The organism is Pseudomonas sp. LH1G9 (assembly GCF_002949975.1).
In the GTDB taxonomy this organism is placed as follows: Bacteria; Pseudomonadota; Gammaproteobacteria; order Pseudomonadales; family Pseudomonadaceae; genus Aquipseudomonas; species Aquipseudomonas veronii.
In genome coordinates this window covers 4172093-4189879 of sequence record NZ_CP026880.1, presented here as the reverse complement: position 1 = coordinate 4189879, position 17787 = coordinate 4172093, and the positions used below count along the sequence as shown (strand labels likewise).

At 63.3% G+C, this 17787-nt stretch carries 16 protein-coding genes; 4 read left to right on the top strand and 12 right to left on the bottom strand.

The features are described 5' to 3' along the window. Window positions 1-24 precede the first annotated feature (24 nt). Both C5F70_RS19365 and C5F70_RS19360 read right to left on the bottom strand, forming a co-directional pair. A complete protein-coding gene (locus C5F70_RS19365) occupies window positions 25-999 on the bottom strand; it encodes a D-glycerate dehydrogenase (RefSeq protein WP_104903887.1) in 975 nt (324 codons plus the stop codon). Window positions 1000-1501: 502 nt separating this feature from the next. Beyond that, entirely contained in the window at window positions 1502-2470 is a 969-nt protein-coding gene (locus C5F70_RS19360; RefSeq protein WP_017845908.1) for a LysR family transcriptional regulator, read from the bottom strand. A gap of 182 nt (window positions 2471-2652) precedes the next feature. Here C5F70_RS19360 and C5F70_RS19355 point away from each other — a divergent pair, with 182 nt between their 5' ends. Genes C5F70_RS19355 through C5F70_RS19340 form a run of 4 tightly spaced genes read left to right on the top strand, consistent with a single transcriptional unit; the run spans window position 2653 to window position 7437 of the window. Then, a complete protein-coding gene (locus C5F70_RS19355) occupies window positions 2653-4164 on the top strand; it encodes an efflux transporter outer membrane subunit (protein WP_046484572.1) in 1512 nt (503 codons plus the stop codon). A 10-nt stretch (window positions 4165-4174) separates the two neighbouring features. Continuing rightward, window positions 4175-6376 (top strand): FUSC family protein, encoded by a 2202-nt coding sequence (locus tag C5F70_RS19350; protein ID WP_104903886.1) that lies wholly within the window; start codon window positions 4175-4177, stop codon window positions 6374-6376. Then, window positions 6366-6566, top strand: a complete 201-nt coding sequence (locus tag C5F70_RS19345) for a DUF1656 domain-containing protein (protein WP_017845905.1) — start codon at window positions 6366-6368, stop codon at window positions 6564-6566. The genes C5F70_RS19350 and C5F70_RS19345 overlap by 11 nt, the downstream gene beginning before the upstream one ends. A gap of 10 nt (window positions 6567-6576) precedes the next feature. Further along, a complete protein-coding gene (locus tag C5F70_RS19340) occupies window positions 6577-7437 on the top strand; it encodes an HlyD family secretion protein (protein ID WP_046484565.1) in 861 nt (286 codons plus the stop codon). Window positions 7438-7467: 30 nt separating this feature from the next. Here C5F70_RS19340 and C5F70_RS19335 read toward each other — a convergent pair whose 3' ends face one another. The 10 genes from C5F70_RS19335 to C5F70_RS19285 form a co-directional block, all read right to left on the bottom strand. Continuing rightward, window positions 7468-8370 (bottom strand): HlyD family secretion protein, encoded by a 903-nt coding sequence (locus C5F70_RS19335; protein WP_104903885.1) that lies wholly within the window; start codon window positions 8368-8370, stop codon window positions 7468-7470. Beyond that, window positions 8367-9119: an ABC transporter ATP-binding protein gene (locus tag C5F70_RS19330; RefSeq protein ID WP_079442887.1), complete on the bottom strand. Its 753-nt coding sequence runs from the start codon at window positions 9117-9119 to the stop codon at window positions 8367-8369. Before C5F70_RS19330 ends, C5F70_RS19335 begins: the two co-directional genes overlap by 4 nt. Window positions 9120-9126: 7 nt before the next feature. After that, a complete protein-coding gene (locus C5F70_RS19325) occupies window positions 9127-10257 on the bottom strand; it encodes an ABC transporter permease (protein WP_017845901.1) in 1131 nt (376 codons plus the stop codon). Beyond that, window positions 10257-11603 carry an efflux transporter outer membrane subunit gene (locus C5F70_RS19320; RefSeq protein WP_256588297.1) on the bottom strand — a complete coding sequence of 449 codons (1347 nt, stop codon included), beginning with the start codon at window positions 11601-11603 and terminating at the stop codon, window positions 10257-10259. Before C5F70_RS19320 ends, C5F70_RS19325 begins: the two co-directional genes overlap by 1 nt. 310 nt (window positions 11604-11913) lie before the next feature. Further along, the gene (locus C5F70_RS19315; RefSeq protein WP_017845899.1) at window positions 11914-12315 is read right to left on the bottom strand and encodes a hypothetical protein; all 402 of its coding nucleotides are present in this window, start codon (window positions 12313-12315) and stop codon (window positions 11914-11916) included. Then, window positions 12316-13128 (bottom strand): SDR family oxidoreductase, encoded by an 813-nt coding sequence (locus C5F70_RS19310; RefSeq protein ID WP_017845898.1) that lies wholly within the window; start codon window positions 13126-13128, stop codon window positions 12316-12318. A gap of 14 nt (window positions 13129-13142) precedes the next feature. Then, complete coding sequence (locus tag C5F70_RS19305; RefSeq protein ID WP_104903883.1) at window positions 13143-13607, bottom strand: multidrug transporter; 465 nt, start codon at window positions 13605-13607, stop codon at window positions 13143-13145. Between the two features lie 647 nt (window positions 13608-14254). Further along, entirely contained in the window at window positions 14255-15706 is a 1452-nt protein-coding gene (locus C5F70_RS19300; protein WP_046384632.1) for a mannose-1-phosphate guanylyltransferase/mannose-6-phosphate isomerase, read from the bottom strand. Window positions 15707-15927: 221 nt separating this feature from the next. Further along, window positions 15928-16584 (bottom strand): alginate O-acetyltransferase AlgF, encoded by a 657-nt coding sequence (locus C5F70_RS19290; protein WP_104903881.1) that lies wholly within the window; start codon window positions 16582-16584, stop codon window positions 15928-15930. 16 nt (window positions 16585-16600) lie between these two features. Further along, on the bottom strand, window positions 16601-17785 hold the full coding sequence (locus tag C5F70_RS19285) for an alginate O-acetyltransferase (RefSeq protein WP_104903880.1): 1185 nt from the start codon (window positions 17783-17785) through the stop codon (window positions 16601-16603). Window positions 17786-17787: the final 2 nt, after the last annotated feature.

The window sequence follows — 17787 nt, the reverse complement described above, 5'->3', positions numbered from 1 at the left end:
ATGGGCCGATGAAGTTGACTTATCTCAGCCCTTCCATACCTGCGGGTTGACCAGATCCTGCGGGCGGTGGCCGAGCAGGGCGCTGCGCAGGTTGTCGAGGGCGCGGTTGGCCATGGCTGTGCGGGTTTCATGGGTCGCCGAGCCGATGTGCGGCAGGGTCACCGCATTGCTCAGTTGGAACAGTGGCGACTCGGCCAGCGGTTCCTTTTCATACACGTCCAGCCCCGCCCCGCGAATACGCTGGGTTTGCAGGGCTTCGATCAGCGCCGGTTCGTCGACCACCGGCCCGCGGGAAATATTGATCAGGATCGCGCTGGATTTCATCAGTCCCAGCTCGCGATGACTGATCAGGTGCCGGGTTTTTTCGCTCAACGGCACCACCAGGCAGACGAAGTCCGCTTCGGCGAGTAACTGATCCAGGCTGCAGAACTGTGCGCCCAGTTCCTGTTCCAGGGCGAGCTTGCGGCTGTTGCCGCTGTACACAATCGGCATATTGAAGCCCAGGCGCCCGCGCCGGGCCACGGCGGCGCCGATATTGCCCATGCCGACGATGCCCAGTGTCTTGCCATGCACGTCGCAGCCGAACAACGACGCGCCCACGCTGGCTTTCCACTCGCCGGCCTTGGTCCAAGCGTCCAGCTCGGCCACCCGGCGTGCGCTGCTCATCAGCAGGGCGAAGGCGAGGTCGGCGGTGCTTTCGGTGAGGACGTCGGGGGTGTTGGTGAGCATGATCCCGCGTTCGTTGAGGTAGGCCACGTCATAGTTGTCATAGCCCACCGAGATGCTGGACACCACTTCCAGCCGGCTCGCGCCTTCGAGTTGCGCGCGGCCCAGCTTGCGCCCCACGCCGATCAAGCCGTGGGCATGGGGCAGGGCTTCATTGAACTGTGCATTGATGTCGCCCAGCTTGGGGTTGGGGGCGATCACCTCGAAATCCTGTTGCAGGCGTTCGATCATTTCCGGGGTGATACGGCTGAAGGCGAGGACAGTCTTTTTCATTGCAGGCGGGCTCATCGACTACGGAAGAATGCCAAGCAAGCTAACATTCCTGCCGGCAATTGTCAGGACACCGTTGAACCTCTGTGGGAGGGGGCTTGCCCCCGATAGCAGTGTGTCAGCCAGTACATGCATGACTTCACTACCGCTATCGGGGGCAAGCCCCCTCCCACATTTTTGACCGAGTCCAGCTTCCAGGCTCAGGTTGGTTATAAGGCCGCTCCTAAGAGCAAGAGCCAAATGAGTTCTATCTGATCCATGGAGATCCAAATGTGGGGGGGCTTGCCCCCTCCTACATTTTTGACCGAGTCCAGCTTCCAGGATCAGGTTGGTTATAAGGCCGCTCCCAAGAGCAAGAGCCAAATGAGTTCTATCTGATCCATGGAGATCCAAATGTGGGAGGGGGCTTGCCCCCGATAGCAGTGTGTCAGCCAATACATGCATGACTTCATTACCGCTATCGGGAGCAAGCCCCCTCCCACATTGGATCATCGTCTGGCAGAAATCAGTTCGCCATCCGCACGCCGCCCAGGCTGCCGCTCAACTCATACGCGACCAATTCCGCCTGGTGCGCCGCGAGAATTTCCGGCAGCGAACCGCGCAGGTATTCCACCCAGGTCTTGATCTTCGCATCCAGGTACTGGCGCGATGGGTAAATGGCGTAGAGGTTCAGTTCCTGTGAGCGATAGTTGGGCATCACCCGCACCAGCGTGCCGTTGCGCAGGCCTTCGATGGCGGCGTACACCGGCAACAGGCCGACGCCCATGCCGCTGGTGATGGCGGTTTTCATCGCATCGGCCGAGTTCACCAGGAACGGCGATGTGTTGATCGCGACACTTTCCTGGCCGTCAGGGCCGTTGAAGCTCCATTTATCCAGCAGGACCACCGGGCTGACCAGGCGCAGGCAAGCGTGGTTGAGCAGATCGTGGGGCCGTTGCGCGCAGCCTTTGGCCTTGACGTAGTCCGGCGAGGCGCAGGCGATGCTGTAGGTGATGCCCAGGCGCTGGGACACGAAGCCCGAGTCCGGCAGTTCGCTGGCCAGCACGATGGACACGTCGTAGCCTTCATCGAGCAAGTCCGGCACGCGGTTGGCCAGGGTCAGGTCGAAGGTCACGTCCGGGTGAGTGCGGCGGTAGCGGGCAATGGCGTCGATGACGAAATGCTGGCCGATACCGGTCATGGTATGCACTTTCAACTGGCCGGCGGGGCGCGCGTGGGCGTCGCTGGCTTCGGCCTCGGCTTCTTCGACGTAGGCCAGGATTTGCTCGCAGCGTAATAAATAGCGTTTACCCGCCTCCGTGAGTGCAATGCGGCGGGTGGTGCGGTTGAGCAAGCGAGTTTGCAGATGGGCCTCCAGGTTGGAGACCGCGCGCGAAATGTTGGCGGTGGTTGTGTCCAGCTGTGCGGCGGCGGCGGTGAAGCTGCCGGCTTCGGCCACAGAACTGAAGGCGCGCATGTTTTGCAAAGTGTCCATGGGGTGTTCTCAAGGGAGATGACAAATTGTGACAGAAAGTTACGCCGACCAGTGATCCCTACGAAGGGATTATCGCCTGAACGGTAATAAAGATTCACAGGAATACCAGCTTATCGTCATTCCCCTCGCGTCCTAGAATTACACCACCTACCCTGCATCACCCACCTCAGGAATTCGCAGCAGTGCCGCGTCGCATCAGCAGAGAGCTGAAGACTCTCAGTGTTTGGGCCTTATCGTTAGCAATCAGCGGCTGCATCGGAACCGGAGGAATCGCCCCCCAAGACCAGGCCCTCAGCGCCAATACCCTGGCCACCGATGAGGCGATCCAGAGCGCCGCCCGGGACGCCCGCTGGCCCACCGCGCAATGGTGGCAGGCCTATGGCGATCCCCAGCTCAACCGCTGGGTCGAACTCGCGACCCACGACAGCCCGAGCCTGGCCATGGCTGCCGCGCGTGTGCGTGAAGCGCGGGCCATGGCCGGGATTGTCGAGTCGGCCGAGTCGCTGCAGATCAACAGCGACACCACCCTCAAGCGCCACAACTGGCCGAACGACCAGTTCTACGGCCCGGGTGCATTGAGCGGTTCCAACACCTGGGACAACAATACGTCCCTGGGCTTCAGCTATGCCCTCGACCTGTGGGGCCGCGAAAGCAACGCCACCGAGCGTGCCGTCGACCTGGCGCACATGAGCGTGGCCGAAGCACGCCAGGCCCAGCTCGAACTGCAGAACAACGTAGTGCGCGTCTATATCCAGCTGTCGTTGCATTACGCCAACCGCGACATCGTCGCGGCCACGCTGGCCCAGCAACAGCAGATTCTCGATCTGGCGAATAAACGCCTGAACGCGGGCATTGGCACGCATTTCGATGTGAGCCAGGCCGAAACCCCGTTGCCCGAGACCCATCGCCAACTCGATGCCCTGGACGAAGAGATCGCCCTGAGCCGCAACCAGTTGGCGGCGTTGGCGGGTAAAGGCCCGGGCGAGGGCGCGCGACTGCAACGTCCGACCTTGTCCCTCGGCGCGCCGCTGAAATTGCCGTCCAGCCTGCCCGCGCAATTGCTCGGCCAGCGCCCGGACGTGGTCGCCAGCCGTTGGCAGGTGGCAGCGCAGGCGCGTGGCATCGATGTCGCGCACGCCGGTTTCTACCCCAACGTCGATCTGGTCGGCAGCCTCGGCTACATGGCCACCGGCGGCGGCATGCTGGGTTTTCTGGCCGGCAAGAAATTCAACTACAACGTCGGTCCGGCCATCACCCTGCCGATCTTCGACGGCGGCCGCCTGCGTTCGCAGTTGGGTGAAGCCAGCGCCGGCTATGACATCGCCGTGGCGCATTACAACCAGACCCTGGTCAACGCGCTCAAGGGCATCAGCGACCAGTTGATCCGCCGCGAATCCATGGACAAGCAAAAGGGCTTCGCCGCAGAGTCGGTGGCCTCGGCGCAGAAAACCTACGACATCGCGATGATCGCCTACCAGCGCGGCCTTACCGATTACCTCAATGTGCTGAACGCCCAGACCCTGTTGTTCCGCCAGCAGCAAGTCGAGCAGCAGGTGCAGGCCGCGCGTCTGACGGCCCACGCCGATCTGGTGACCGCCCTGGGCGGCGGGCTGGGCGCCGGCAACGATGTTCCGCAAGACACCAAGACTGTCCCGAGCAAGACCCCGGCGGCGCTCGCCGTGTTCGATCACTGAGTAGGATTTGATGACTCCCTTGCCTGCACCGCTGCGCTGGCTGTATTCCCTTGAGTGGCGCCGTGGCTTTTTCGACTGGGCACGCAGTGACGGCGTGACCTGGGTGTACATCTTCAAGGTGCTGATCGCTGCGTTCGCCACGCTGTGGCTGGCCATGCGTCTGGAACTGCCGCAACCGCGCACCGCGATGATCACTGTGTTTATCGTGATGCAACCCCAGAGCGGCCAGGTGTTCGCCAAGAGCTTCTATCGCTTCCTCGGCACCTTGGCCGGGTCGGCGGTGATGGTGTTCCTGATCGCCTTGTTTGCGCAGAACACCGAGCTGTTCCTCGGCTCGCTGGCGATCTGGGTGGGGATCTGCACCGCTGGCGCCACGCGCAACCGCAACTTTCGCGCCTATGGCTTCGTGCTCGCCGGCTACACCGCTGCGATGGTCGGCCTGCCGTCCCTGGCCCACCCGGACGGGGCGTTCATGGCGGCCGTGTGGCGGGTGCTGGAAATTTCCCTGGGGATTCTGGTCTCCACGCTGGTCAGTGCGGCGATTCTGCCGCAGACCTCCAGTGCGGCCATGCGCAACGCGCTGTACCAGCGGTTTGGCGTATTTGCGCTGTTCGTCACCGACGGCCTGCGTGGGCGCAGCCAGCGCGAGAGCTTCGAAAGCACCAACGTGCGCTTTATCGCCGAAGCCGTGGGCCTGGAAGGTCTGCGCAGCATCACCGTGTTCGAAGACCCGCACATGCGTCGGCGCAACGGCCGGCTCAGTCGCCTCAACAGCGAATTCATGAGCATCACCACGCGCTTCAACGCCTTGCACCAGTTGCTCGAACGCCTGCGTGCCGATGCCGCGGACCACGTTGTCGCCGAAATCAAACCGGGCTTGCAGGACTTGGCCGAGGTACTCGACGGGTTTTCCGGCCGCGCCCTCACCAGCCCCGACGCGGCGCGGCTGGTCAACCAGTTGAGCGTCTACAAGGACGGCTTGCCCGCCAAAGTCCGCAGCCTGCGAGCGATCTTCCAGCAAGGCAACCCGAGCGAAGACGAGCAGTTGGACTTTCATACCGCCTACGAGCTGCTCTACCGCTTCGTCGACGACCTGCACAACTACGCACAGACCCACGCCTCCCTGGCCGATCACAGCCATGCGCGGGAACAGTGGGACGAAACCTTCATCCCCAAAACCAACTGGCTGGCCTGCGTGGCCTCGGGGGTGCGGGCGTCGTTCATCCTGATCGTGCTCGGCAGCTACTGGGTGGCGACCGCCTGGCCGAGCGGCGCGACCATGACCATGATCGCCGCCGCCACCGTCGGCCTGTCCGCCGCCACGCCGAACCCCAAACGCATGGCGTTCCAGATGGCGTGCGGCACCCTGATCGGGGCGCTGGTGGGCTTCGTCGAAATGTTCTTCGTGTTTCCCTGGATCGACGGCTTCCCGCTGCTGTGCGTGATGCTCGCGCCGGTGATCATCCTCGGCGCCTTCCTCGCTTCACGCCCGCAATACGCCGGGGTCGGCGTGGGCCTGCTGATCTTTTTCAGCACCGGTTCGGTGCCGGACAACCTCACGGTCTACAACCCCTACAACTTTATCAACGACTACATCGCGATGATCATCGGCATGCTGGTGTGCGCGGCGGCGGGGGCGATCATCCTGCCGCCCAACAGCCGCTGGCTGTGGCGCCGCCTGGAACAGGACCTGCGCGAGCAAGTGGTGTACGCGATCAGCGGCAAGCTCAAGGGCCTTGCGTCGAGTTTCGAAAGCCGCACCCGCGACCTGCTGCACCAGGCCTACGGCCTCGCTGTCGGCCAGCCGCAAGTACAACGCAACCTGTTGCGCTGGATGTTCGTGGTGCTTGAAGTCGGCCATGCGATCATCGAGTTGCGCAAGGAACAGGCGATCCTGCCGATCCACCCGGCCTACGCCGAATCCCAGCCCTGGCGCCAGGCGATCCGCGTGATGGGCCGCTCACTGGTGCGCCTGTTCCTGCAACCCAGCGCCAGCAACCTGGAGCGCGGGCTGATTGCCGTCGACCATGCGATCAGCCGCGTGCAGGCGACCGACGAACCCTTCGCGCCGCACTTCGATACCTCGGCCCTGCGTCGGGTGAAAAGCTACCTGCACTTCATCCGCACTTCGCTGCTGGACCCGCAATCGCCGCTGGCGGCCTACAAGCCCCAAGGCGCGCTTATGTTGAAAGGAGCTGGGCATGCCTCGTGAAATCGCGTTCCACGGCATTTACATGCCGACCGTGACCCTGATGTTTTTGATCGCGGCGGGGTTGGCCTGGGCGCTGGACCGCTTCCTGGGGGGGTTCGATCTGTACCGTTTTTTCTGGCACCCGGCGTTGCTGCGCCTGAGCCTGTTCGTTTGCCTGTTCGGCGCCCTGGCGCTGACCGTCTACCGTTGAGAATGCCCCGATGAAAAAGTTTTTCAGCCTGCTCGCGACCTTGCTGGTTCTGGCTCTGGCGATCTGGATTGGCCGCACGCTGTGGGTGCATTACATGGAAACCCCCTGGACCCGCGATGGCCGCGTGCGTGCCGACATCATCAATGTCGCCGCCGACGTCACCGGCGAAGTGGTCAACGTGCCGGTGCGTGACAACCAGTTGGTGAAAAAGGGCGACCTGCTGATGCAGATCGACCCCGAACACTACCGCCTCGCCGTCAAACAGGCGCAAGCCCTTGTTGCATCGCGCAAAGCTACCTGGGAAATGCGCAAGGACAACGCCCACCGCCGCGCCGACCTCGACGCGCTGGTGATCTCCAGGGAAAACCGCGACGACGCCGGCAACGTCGCCGACTCGGCCCTCGCCGACTACCAGCACGCCCAGGCACAACTGGAAGCCGCCGAACTGAACTTGAAACGCACGCAAGTGGTGGCGGCCGTCGACGGCTACGTCACCAACCTCAACGTGCATCGCGGTGACTACGCGCGCATCGGCGAAGCCAAGATGGCCGTGGTCGATATGAACTCGTTCTGGGTCTATGGCTTCTTCGAAGAAACCAAACTGCCCCACGTCAAGGTCGGCGATAAGGCCGATATGCAGTTGATGAGCGGCGAAACCCTCAAGGGCCATGTGGAAAGCATTTCCCGCGGCATCTACGACCGCGACAACCCCGAGAGCCGCGAGCTGATCGCCGACGTGAACCCGACCTTTAACTGGGTGCGCTTGGCCCAGCGCGTGCCGGTGCGGATTCATATCGATGAAGTGCCCGAAGGCGTGTTGTTGGCGGCGGGGATTACCTGCACGGTGATTGTCGACTCTATCCAGCACTGAACCTCTGTCGGGGCGGGTCGTGACGATTAGCTACGGCCCAAACCGCACCAGCATGCGCTGCCCCACGCGCAGAGACGGCGGCGCCGGCTGATCGAACGCCAATATGCATTCAACGGTACGCATATTGGCCCTGACCAGGGCGTCGTCTTCCAGGGTGCTGTTGCCCAATACCGCACTGATCCGCACCACATGGGCGGTCAGTGCCACTGAACCATCGGCGCTGTCATCGGTGACTTCGGCCTTCATCCCGGGGCGCACCGCACCGGTGAATGACTCGTTGAGCTCAGCCCTTACGATACGCGCCTGGTTCGGCAACAAAACGAAAGCCGGCCCGGACTGTGCAGACACTGCGGCACCGGGTTGAATCAGGCGCCGAACCACCTCGGCGTCGACCGGCGCACGCAGGCTGTGTTGCGCCAGTTCGTAGCGTGCCGCCGTCAGCTTTCTCGCGGCGACTTCGGCGTCTGTCTGAGTCTTTTCAATCTCGTCGCGCAAGCGCTCGGCGGCCTCGTGGGCCCCATCGGCACTCTGGCTGTCGCCGGCGCCTGCCTTGGCGGCGGCGGTCAGGCGGCTGGCCTGCTGCTCGGCGAACTTGAGCTGCCTTGCCAACTGTTTGGCTTGGATCTGCACCTGGCGTTGCTCGGTCAGTGCGGCGGCGACGGCCAGTTGTGCCAGTTCACTGTCCAGGGTGGCGAGCAGTTGGCCTTTCTTGACCTGCTCGCCTTCCGTCACCTTGATCTCGGCGACCACGCCGTTGCGACTCGCGCCGAGCTTGAGCAAACCGCCTTCCACATCGATACGGCCGCGCGCGACGGCCAGGTAGGTTGGCGCCGTTGACGTCGGCGTGGAAGGCGCATCTTCACGGGAGCAGGCGCTCAGCAATACAAGTGCGGTACTCAGAAGCAGCCAAGAGCGAAGCGGGCGTGCGTTCATACAGAGTGTTCCTGGGTTCCGACCATAGCGGCCGGTTGGAAGGGAAGGGATTGATCGTTCAAAATGCGGCCGTCTTCTATGGTCAGCACGCGGTCGCAATTACTGATCAGGCGCGGATCGTGGCTGACGCACAGCACCGTGGTGCCACGCGTGCGGGCGATGCGGTGCAAAATATCGATCACGATCTGGCCGTTGGCCGCATCGAGGGCGCTGGTCGGTTCGTCGGCGAACAACAACTCGGGGGCCTTTGCCACGGCGCGTGCAATGGCTACGCGCTGCTTTTCGCCGCCGGACAATTCGGCCGGGCGCAGTTGCATGCGCGAGCCCAGCCCGACGTCCTCCAGCGCCTCAATGGCGCGCGCTCGGACTTCCGTGCTCGGCAGCCCCAGGTAGCTCAAGGGCAGCTCGACCTGTTGCTGCGCAGTCAACGCCGGAAACAGGTTGAACCCCTGGAATACGAAGCCGGTGTGGCGCAGGCGAAAATTCTCCAGGGCCCGCGTGTCGAGGCTTGAAAGGTTGTGCCCCAGGGCCGATGCGCTGCCGCGGTCGGGCTGCTGCAGGCCGCTGAGGATCGCCAGTAGCGTGCTTTTGCCACAGCCGGACGGGCCTGAGATCAGGGTCAGTTCGCCGGGCCGTATCGCCAGGGTAATGTCATGCAGCACTGGGGTTACGACCCGCCCCGAGGTGAACGATTTACTGATACTGCTGGCTTGCAGCGTGAAGGGTGTGGCGGATGTCAGGAGACTCATGGCAGTGCTATCTCAGAAGGCTGGCCGGGTCGGCGTGGCGTAAGGTGCGGATGGCCGCCAGGCCCGACACGAGTGCCAGGAGCATGCTCAGGCACAGGCAGGCGAGGGCCGCGACGGGCGAAAGCTGCACCGGCACGTTGTAGTGCGCCGCCAGGGCGAAGAACAGGCCGGCGAGCACCGAACTGCCCAGCAGCCCCAGTGCCCCGACCCAGAAAGCCTGCTCCATGACCACTTTGCGCAGGGCATTCACGCCGACGCCAAGGGCGTTCAAGGTGGCGTACTCGCGGATGGAACCGACGACGGCGGCGACCAGCGTCTGGCTGGTGATGACCGCGCCCACCAGGAACACAATCGCGGCCAGAAACAGCACGCCGGCACCGGCGCCGGTGTCGAACATCCAATACATCTGCGAGCGCTGGGCGAACTGTTGTGCGGTCCATACCGAATAGTTGCCGAACGCAGGGCCGTTGCTCAGGCGCGCGGCAACCGCACCGGCCTGAGCGGGATCGCGCACTTTGGCCACCAGGTAGGTGATGCGGTCTGCCGCGGTGGTGGTGTCGAGCTGCCGGGCGGTGGCCAGCGACGCCAGCACATTGACCCCGCCCAGCGCGCGCAGGCCGCTGGTGACGCCCACCACGCGCACACGTTGCCCGTTGATGGTCGCGGCGTCCCCCAGGTTCACGCCCAGGGTGCTCAGATCGGCGCGGTCGACGATCACCGCACCGGGCTCGGCGAGGCGGGCGCGCAGTGCCGTCGGCAGGGCGCGCGCAAACATCAGGCCGTCTGGCCCGACGTCGATGCCGCTGACAAACACCGACACGCCACCGGTATCTCGCGCACCGCGCCAATCGGCGTCGACCCAGCGAAACGACTCGACACGCAGGACATCGGCGTCCATGCGCAGGCGCATTTCCACGCCGGCATCGATCGGTCTTCCGAGGTTGACGCTTTGCGTGCCGGGGTAACCGACCCAGAGGTCCGCCGTAGAGCCGGTGATATAGACGCTGGCACTGCCGAAAATACCCAGCACCAGCGCGGCCTGGAGCAACTGCAGCAGCCCCGCGAAGCCTACGGCGATCATCGCGGGCAGGAAGCGCCGCCATTCGTGGATCAGTGTCAGACGGGCAAGCGCCACCATCAGTCAGCATCCTTCACTGTCGGGTTCGGTAACGGTGCGCCGCCCAGGGCTTTATAAAGCGCGATGTAGGCGATGTCCCGTTCGGTGCTGGCGCTGTCGGCCTGTCGCATGGCTTGCAGTGCCTGCACGCGGGCGCTCGTCAGCTCCAGTGGGCTCATGAGCCCCAGGCGCTCGCGTTGCTGCAAGGCCTCCAGGCGCGTCTGCGTCGCCTTATGGGCCTGGCGCGAGGCGTGCTCGCGCAGGCGCGTTTGTTCGAGGTCGCCCAGGGCGATTTCGGCTTCGGCAACGCCTTGCAACACGGCCTGGCGATAAGTCAGAACCGCTGCCTGCAACAGGTGGTCTTTCGCGCGTGCGGTGGCGATACGTTGGCCCCAGTCGAACAACGGGATGCTGATCCCCGGCCCGGCCGAGAAAATGCTGTTGCCGCTGGGCGTGCGCTTGCGGTTGCTGGCAATGTTCAGCGACCACTGCAACGAAGCGCCCAGGCTGAGATGCGGGTAGATATCGGCGCGGCTCATCCCCAACTCCCCGGCGGCCACAAGAACCTCGGCCTCGGCGTTGGCAATTTCCGGGCGTGTGCGCAGCAGGTCCGCCGGCACGTTGTTGAGTTGCCACTGGCCGAGCGTGGGCTGCGGTCCGGGCTGCAGCCAGCGCGGGTCGGGCTCTGGCCGACCCGACAACAGCGCCAACTGCTGGGCATGGCGGTGGATCCGTTGTTGCGGCCCGCTCAGCTGCATCTCGGCCCGCGCCAGTTCCGCCTCGGCGCCCGCCACGTCAGCGTGCGGCGCCAGGGCAAGTTGCTCGCGCACACGCAGCAGCGCCAGTTTTTCCTGCTGAGCGTCACGAATGGCCGTCAGCGCGCGTTCGGCGTGTTGCGCCGAACGCAGCTCAACCCAATGCCGGGTGACTTCGGCGACCAGCGACACCTGGACGCTGCGCAAGTCGGCGGCCACCAGCGCCTGGTTGCCCTCGGCGATGCGATCCGTGCTCTGCCTGGCGCCGAACAGTGGCAGTTCCCACTGTGCATCGAAGCCGATCAGGAAGTACGAACTGCTGGTGTCGGGGCTTATCGCGTCGTGGGTCTTGATCCCGAGCGAGGGCAGATAGGGCGCTTGCGAATGCTGGCTCAGCACACGCGCAGCCCGCAGGCGCTCGACTGCGGCGGCGACGTCGAGGTTGTTGTGCAATGCCTGATCCACCAGGGTATCGAGTTCAGGATCATTGAAGGCGTGCCACCACCGATTGAGGTCGGGCTTGGCCGGCGCCAGTGGGGACGGTGCATTGCGCCATGCCTCTGGCGCGGGCGGTTTCAACGCGGGCAGAGGTGCGACCGAACAGCCTGTCACCGCAGTTAACCCCAGTGACAGTGTGAGCAGCGTCCGACAGGCGCGCGATTTGTTTAAAGGCTTGATAGGGGTCACCCAAGAGGTACCGGAACGGCTGTGTCAAATCGACGCGAACAGCGATCAACGACAAGCGAGGTATGAGGTCTGAGCGTGTTGAGTCAGAAGTCAGCGCGTCACTCTAGCGAGAGTGTCCGTTCAGTTCTGTAGCGAAATTGTATTGCCGCCAATGAGCGGGGGACTCAGGGCGATGGGCTGTGCGCGCAAGCGGGGGGAGGCTTGCGCGCATACTGGCGGGGTGTTGCCTGGCGGTTCAGGCCTGGCAGTACGTCTCGTGCAAATGGCGCCACAGCAGTGCGCCGCTGGCCTGTTTCTCGAAGACCACCGTGGCGCGGCGATCGGTCTGGGTGCCGCTGTCGTCGATCTGATGTTCGCGGTAACTGACGACGGCGCCGCGGGCATGCCGGTCAATGCCGCTCAGTTCGCTCAAGGTGATCTTCAACCCTGGCCGCTGGCCGCCCAGGCGGGTGAACAGGTAATTGACCCCCGCGGCGTTCATGCGTGTGCCGGTGGAGGGCGCAATCATGCTGAACTCCGGCGAGAAGCGCGCGAGCAGCCTTTGCAGCGTGCCTTCAGGCGCCACCCCGGCGAACCACTGTTCGATCTCGACGTGGGTCTGGATCACTTCCTCGAAAAAGTCGCTGTAGTCGATCATTTACAAACTCCTATTCAAACCAAAGCGTCGCTTCAATACGTTTTCCAACAACCCTTTGGGCAGTAACGCCGCCATCAACGGCAGTGCCCGACTGCCATTGCCCGCGCGCAATAAGCGGGGCGGTGTCGGTTGTTGCACGGCGTTCAGGACCTGGCTGGCAAATCGGCTGGCCGGTGTCGGGTTGTCCTGGGAGGCCCGGGAGCGTGCGCGGATGCCTTCGCGCAACGGCCACCACGGCGATTGTTCGTTGATCAACAGCTCCGCCTGGGCCCCGGCGTTTTTCGCAAAGCGGGTATCGATTGCGCCCGGTTGCACTTCCATCACCCGCACGCCAAACGGCGCCAGTTCCATGCGCAGGGCATCGCTCAAGGCATGCACGGCGGCTTTGGAGGCGCAGTAGGCGCCAGCGAATGGCGTCACCAGCACCCCGGAAACGCTGCCGATATTCACCACCAGGCCTTTGCCGCGACGCAGCGCGGGGAAGAACGCCTGGGTCACGCCGACGATGGAAAACACGTTGGTTTCGAACTGACACTGCAGCGCCTCGGTGCCGCCGTCGAGCAACGGGCCCATGGCGCCGTAGCCGGCGTTGTTGACCAGCACATCCAGCTCGCCCCACTGCTCGGCCAGGTGCTGCAAGGCGGCGCTGTCGTTGACGTCCAGTTGCACCGCATTGAAGCCGGCGGCGGACAAGCGGGCGACGTCTTCCGGTTGGCGGGCGCTGGCCCACACGTCGAAGCCGGCGGATTTGAAGGCCTCGGCCAAGGCGCGCCCGATGCCGCTGGAGCAACCGGTGATGAGTACGTTGGGCATGGATCGGTCCTTTGTCAGTCCGAGAAGCTGCCTTGCAAATGCTCGGCGCGAAATTCCAGGGTTTGCGGGCGGTAGCCAGGGCGCAACGGCGGGGTGGGCAGGCAGTCGTCCCAGGTGGCGCCGGCCTGCAACTCGCCGGGGCCGCGATAGCGTGGGGCAGCATAGACGTTGTCGGCCAGGTTGACCGTATCGCCCGGCGCATAGGCAGCGACGCGCCAGCGCAGTTCGGTCAGCGGTACGTCGTTGCCGTTGTTCAGGGTCAGCTTCAGTGGGCGGTCGGCCGGGCAGTCCTGCGGGGCGTAGACAATGCGCAGCTCCAGGCGCGCCAGTTGCGACGCTTCACGATTGTCCAGCCACACCACCCACACGGCCACCAGCCCCAGGCCCACAGCGGCGGCCAGCGATACGGGCAGGGCTTTGGCCGGGTAGCGCAGCAACAGGACCAGCCAGGTGATGATCAGGAGAACGCCGAAGAACATGGAGACCACCTCGAATAGGGAACGAGCATCCTAACTTAAGCGTAGGTGGGATTGGCTACCTTGAGTGCTGCGGTGGCCGGGAGGGCCTCATCGGGGGCAAGCCCCCTCCCACCTTTGATCTGTGAATACATTCAAATGTGGGAGGGGGCTTGCCCCCGATGAGGCCCTCACAACCAGCACAAATCCCAAACAAAAAGCCCCCTCCCACCTTTGATCTGTGAATACATTCAAATGTGGGAGGGGGCTTGCCCCCGATGAGGCCCTCACAACCAGCGCAAATCCCAAACAAAAAGCCCCCACCCACCTTTGATCTGTGAATACATTCAAATGTGGGAGGGGGCTTGCCCCCGATGAGGCCCTCACAACCAGCACAAATCCCAAACAAAAAGCCCCCACCCACCTTTGATCTGTGAATACATTCAAATGTGGGAGGGGGCTTGCCCCCGATGAGGCCCTCACAACCAGCACAAATCCCAAACAAAAAGCCCCCTCCCACCTTTGATCTGTGAATACATTCAAATGTGGGAGGGGGCTTGCCCCCGATGAGGCCCTCACAACCAGCGCAAATCCCAAACAAAAAGCCCCCACCCAAACCACTGCGGATAGGGGACGCAATGGCTTGGGCGAGGGCTTCTTGCAGGACTGTATTACTGCGCGATCGTTTTCACCGACACGCCACGTTCCACCGGCGTCGAGCGACCATAGATATCCTCAAACCGCTCGATATCGTCTTCGCCCAAATAGCTGCCCGATTGCACTTCGATGATCTCCAGCGGGATCTTGCCCGGGTTGCGCAGGCGGTGTACCGAGGCGATCGGGATGTAGGTGGACTGGTTCTCGCAGAGCAGGAACACGTTCTCGTCACAGGTGACTTCGGCGGTGCCGCTGACCACGATCCAGTGTTCGGCGCGGTGGTGGTGCATCTGCAGCGACAGGCACGCGCCCGGCTTGACCGAGATGTGCTTGACCTGGAAGCGCCCGCCCATGTCGACCGAGTCGTAGGAGCCCCACGGACGGTAGACTTCGCAGTGGTTCTGAGTTTCGCTGCGCCCTTGTTCGTTGAGGGTGGCGACCATCTGCTTGACGCCCTGGACCTTGTCCTTGTGGGCAATCATCATCGCGTCCTTGGTTTCCACCACCACGATGTTTTCCAGGCCGATCACCGACACCAGCTTGCCGTTGCCGTGGATCATGCAGTTCTTGCTGTCCTGGATCACCACGTCGCCTTTGGTGACGTTGCCGTTGACGTCTTTATCGTTGACCGCCCACAGCGACGCCCAGCAACCCACGTCGCTCCAACCCGCGCTCAGCGGCACCACGCAGGCGCGCTGGGTTTTTTCCATCACCGCGTAGTCGATGGAATTGTCCGGGCAGCAGGCGAAGGTGGCTTCGTCGAAGGTCACGGTGTCGGCGGTCTGCTCGCTGCGTTCGAGGGTCAGCACGCAGGTGTCGTAGATGTCCGGGTCGTGCTTTTTCAGCTCTTCGAGGAAGCGGCTGGCGCGGAACAGGAACATGCCGCTGTTCCAGAAGTAGCCGCCGCTTTTGACGAACTCGACGGCGCGTTTTTCATCGGGTTTTTCCACGAACTGTTGTACGCGGCTCACGCCTTCGGGCAGCAGCGAATCGTTGGCGGACTTGATGTAGCCATAACCGGTTTCCGGACGGGTCGCCGGCACGCCGAACAGCACCATCTCGCCACGCTCGGCGGCCACGGTGGCCAGGGCCAGGGCGCGTTGCAGGGCTTTCTGGTCGTCGATCACGTGGTCGGCCGGCAGCACCAGCATCAGCTCATCGCGGCCTTCGTTGACCAGCATCATCGCGGTCAGCGCCACGGCTGGCGCGGTGTTGCGGCCGAAGGGTTCCATCAGGATGCGCTGGGCTTCCAGCTTGCGCACGCTCAGTTGCTCGTTGACGATGAACCGATGGTCTTTGTTGCAGACCACGATTGGGGTGTCCATGCCATCGAATACCAGGCGCTCCAGGGTTTGCTGGAACAGCGTGTGCTCGCCGGTCAGGGCCAGGAACTGTTTAGGAAACTGTTTGCGCGAAAGCGGCCAAAGACGTGAGCCGCTACCACCGGAAAGGATTACTGGGATCATGCTGTTTCTCCTTGAATCGATTTGGGTCAGAGCTACGAAGGTTTGTCGTTCCACTCTTGTTTTTGTCTCGGTCCGAACTGACGCCTCTGCCCTCTGTAGGCGCGAGCTTGCTCGCGAAGAACTTCCAGACACCGCGTACATCCAGAATGCCCGCGTCATCAGTGGCGATTTTCGCGAGCAAGCTCGCTCCTACAGTGGGTTGCTGTCAGTCCGAGAAATGTTTAGCGGGTCGACACGGGGCGTTTCACCCACACTGGCGACAGGCTTGAACCGGAGCCGGTGACATACAGCACCGCCGCCTCACCACGCTCCAGGGCTACCGGTTTCACGTCGCCGACTTTCTTGTCGCCGTCGTACAGCGCCAGGCTGACCTTCACCGGGTTGATTTCACGCTCGCCACGGCCTTTGGCGGCGACGGCCTTGACCACGTCGGTCTTGCCGTCGGCGGTTTTCAGGGTCAGGGCCTTGTCGCTGAGGTTCTGCACGCGCACCAGGGATTTCTGTTTGTTCTTGAACGGCGGTTCTTCGATCAACTGCGGCTGGCCGCTGCTGTTGTTGACCAGGGTGTAGTAGTGGTCGGCGGCGAGCTTGACCGACACGGTCTGGCTGCCCACCTTGGCGCTGTAGTCGCCGCCGGGCATGAAGCTGAAGTCGCTGCTGGCCAACGGGGCCACTTCGCTCAGGTTGGTGGCGCCGACGGTGGCGCTGACTTCCTGATTGGAGGCGTTATAGACACGCACGAAGCTCGAGCCTTTCGGGGCGACAGGGCCGTACAAGGCGGCGTCACCGCCGGCGAAGGCGGACATCGATACAACGCTCATGCCGGCAACCAGGGCCAGGGTCTTGGCGAGACGACGCGGAGTAGTAGTGAAAGTCATGTGAGTTACCTCTCTTTCAGTTTTGCGCCCGTTCGGGCGTCTCGGATTTTGGGTGTTTAGCTGGAGTGTTCAGTGCCATGTTCTGTTGGCGCGCACCGGCTTGTTTGAGTTGCGCGACCCACTGCGGGTCGGCATCGCCGATTTCGTTGTTGACAGGCAGATAGCGTTCCGGGAACTCCCAGATCAGCACCTGGGGCGGGCGGTTCTTGAAGTCATCGCTTTTGAGGTAGCTGAGCATCGGCAGGATCGGGCCATGGCCGTCTTCGGCGTAGCTGATCACGTCGCTGCCCAGGGCTTGCTTGAGCGCCCCGACGAAGTTCCAGTTGGGGTTGGCGCTGTAGCTGGTGCCGACCAGTGCCACCGGGGTTTCGCTGTCGCTGAACAGCGCGTCGTCGCCTTTGGTTTCGGCCAGATGCGTAACGCGTTTTTCCAGCGGCTCCTTGGGCGGCATCAGGTTTTCGAACAGCGGGTCGAGCGGCAGGAACAGGCGCAGGTCGCCCTTGTGCGGTGCGGTTTTCTCGGCCTCGGTGACAAAACGCTGCGGTTCGCCGCTCAGTGGGGCCTTGTCGGCGATCGCCTTGGCCAGTTGCTTGGCGGCGATTTCGGCACCGTCCGGGGTCCAGTGGGTGTCGGTGCGCAGGAACACTTGCTGGCCGCCGAGCTTGGCCTGTTGCAGCGGGCCAAGCAGGTCGGGGGCGAGGATCTTGTCGGCGGCGACACGGGCGTGGAAGGCCTGGTACAGGTTGGCGTGGATGCTCGCCGGTTTCACGTCACCCAGGTGTTCCGGGTACAGGCGCACCTTGGCCGGCACGATGGCGAGCACCAGTTGAATGCCTTGGGCCTTGAGCTGCTGGCGCACGCCTTCGACCAGGGCGTAGTTGCCCTCCAGGTTCTGCTCTTCGTTGACGGCGGGGTTGAACTCCTCGTCGCTGTACAGCCAGTGATCGCGGCCCAGCACCACGCCGGGGCGGCCTTCATTGAACAGCTTGTAGTCCAGCGCGGCCCAGAGGTTGGTGCCCAGGCGCTTGATCGGGAACTGTTCGTCGTAGTGGGTCTCGACGGCTTTGGTCCAGCGGCCGTTGAGCACGGTGGCGTCGGCATTGGTGCTGAAGCCGAAGAAACCGCGCAACGACCAGGCGCCCAGGGCGAGCAGCACCACCAGGAACAGGCCGATATAGAGGACGCGCAATGATCGGGTCATGG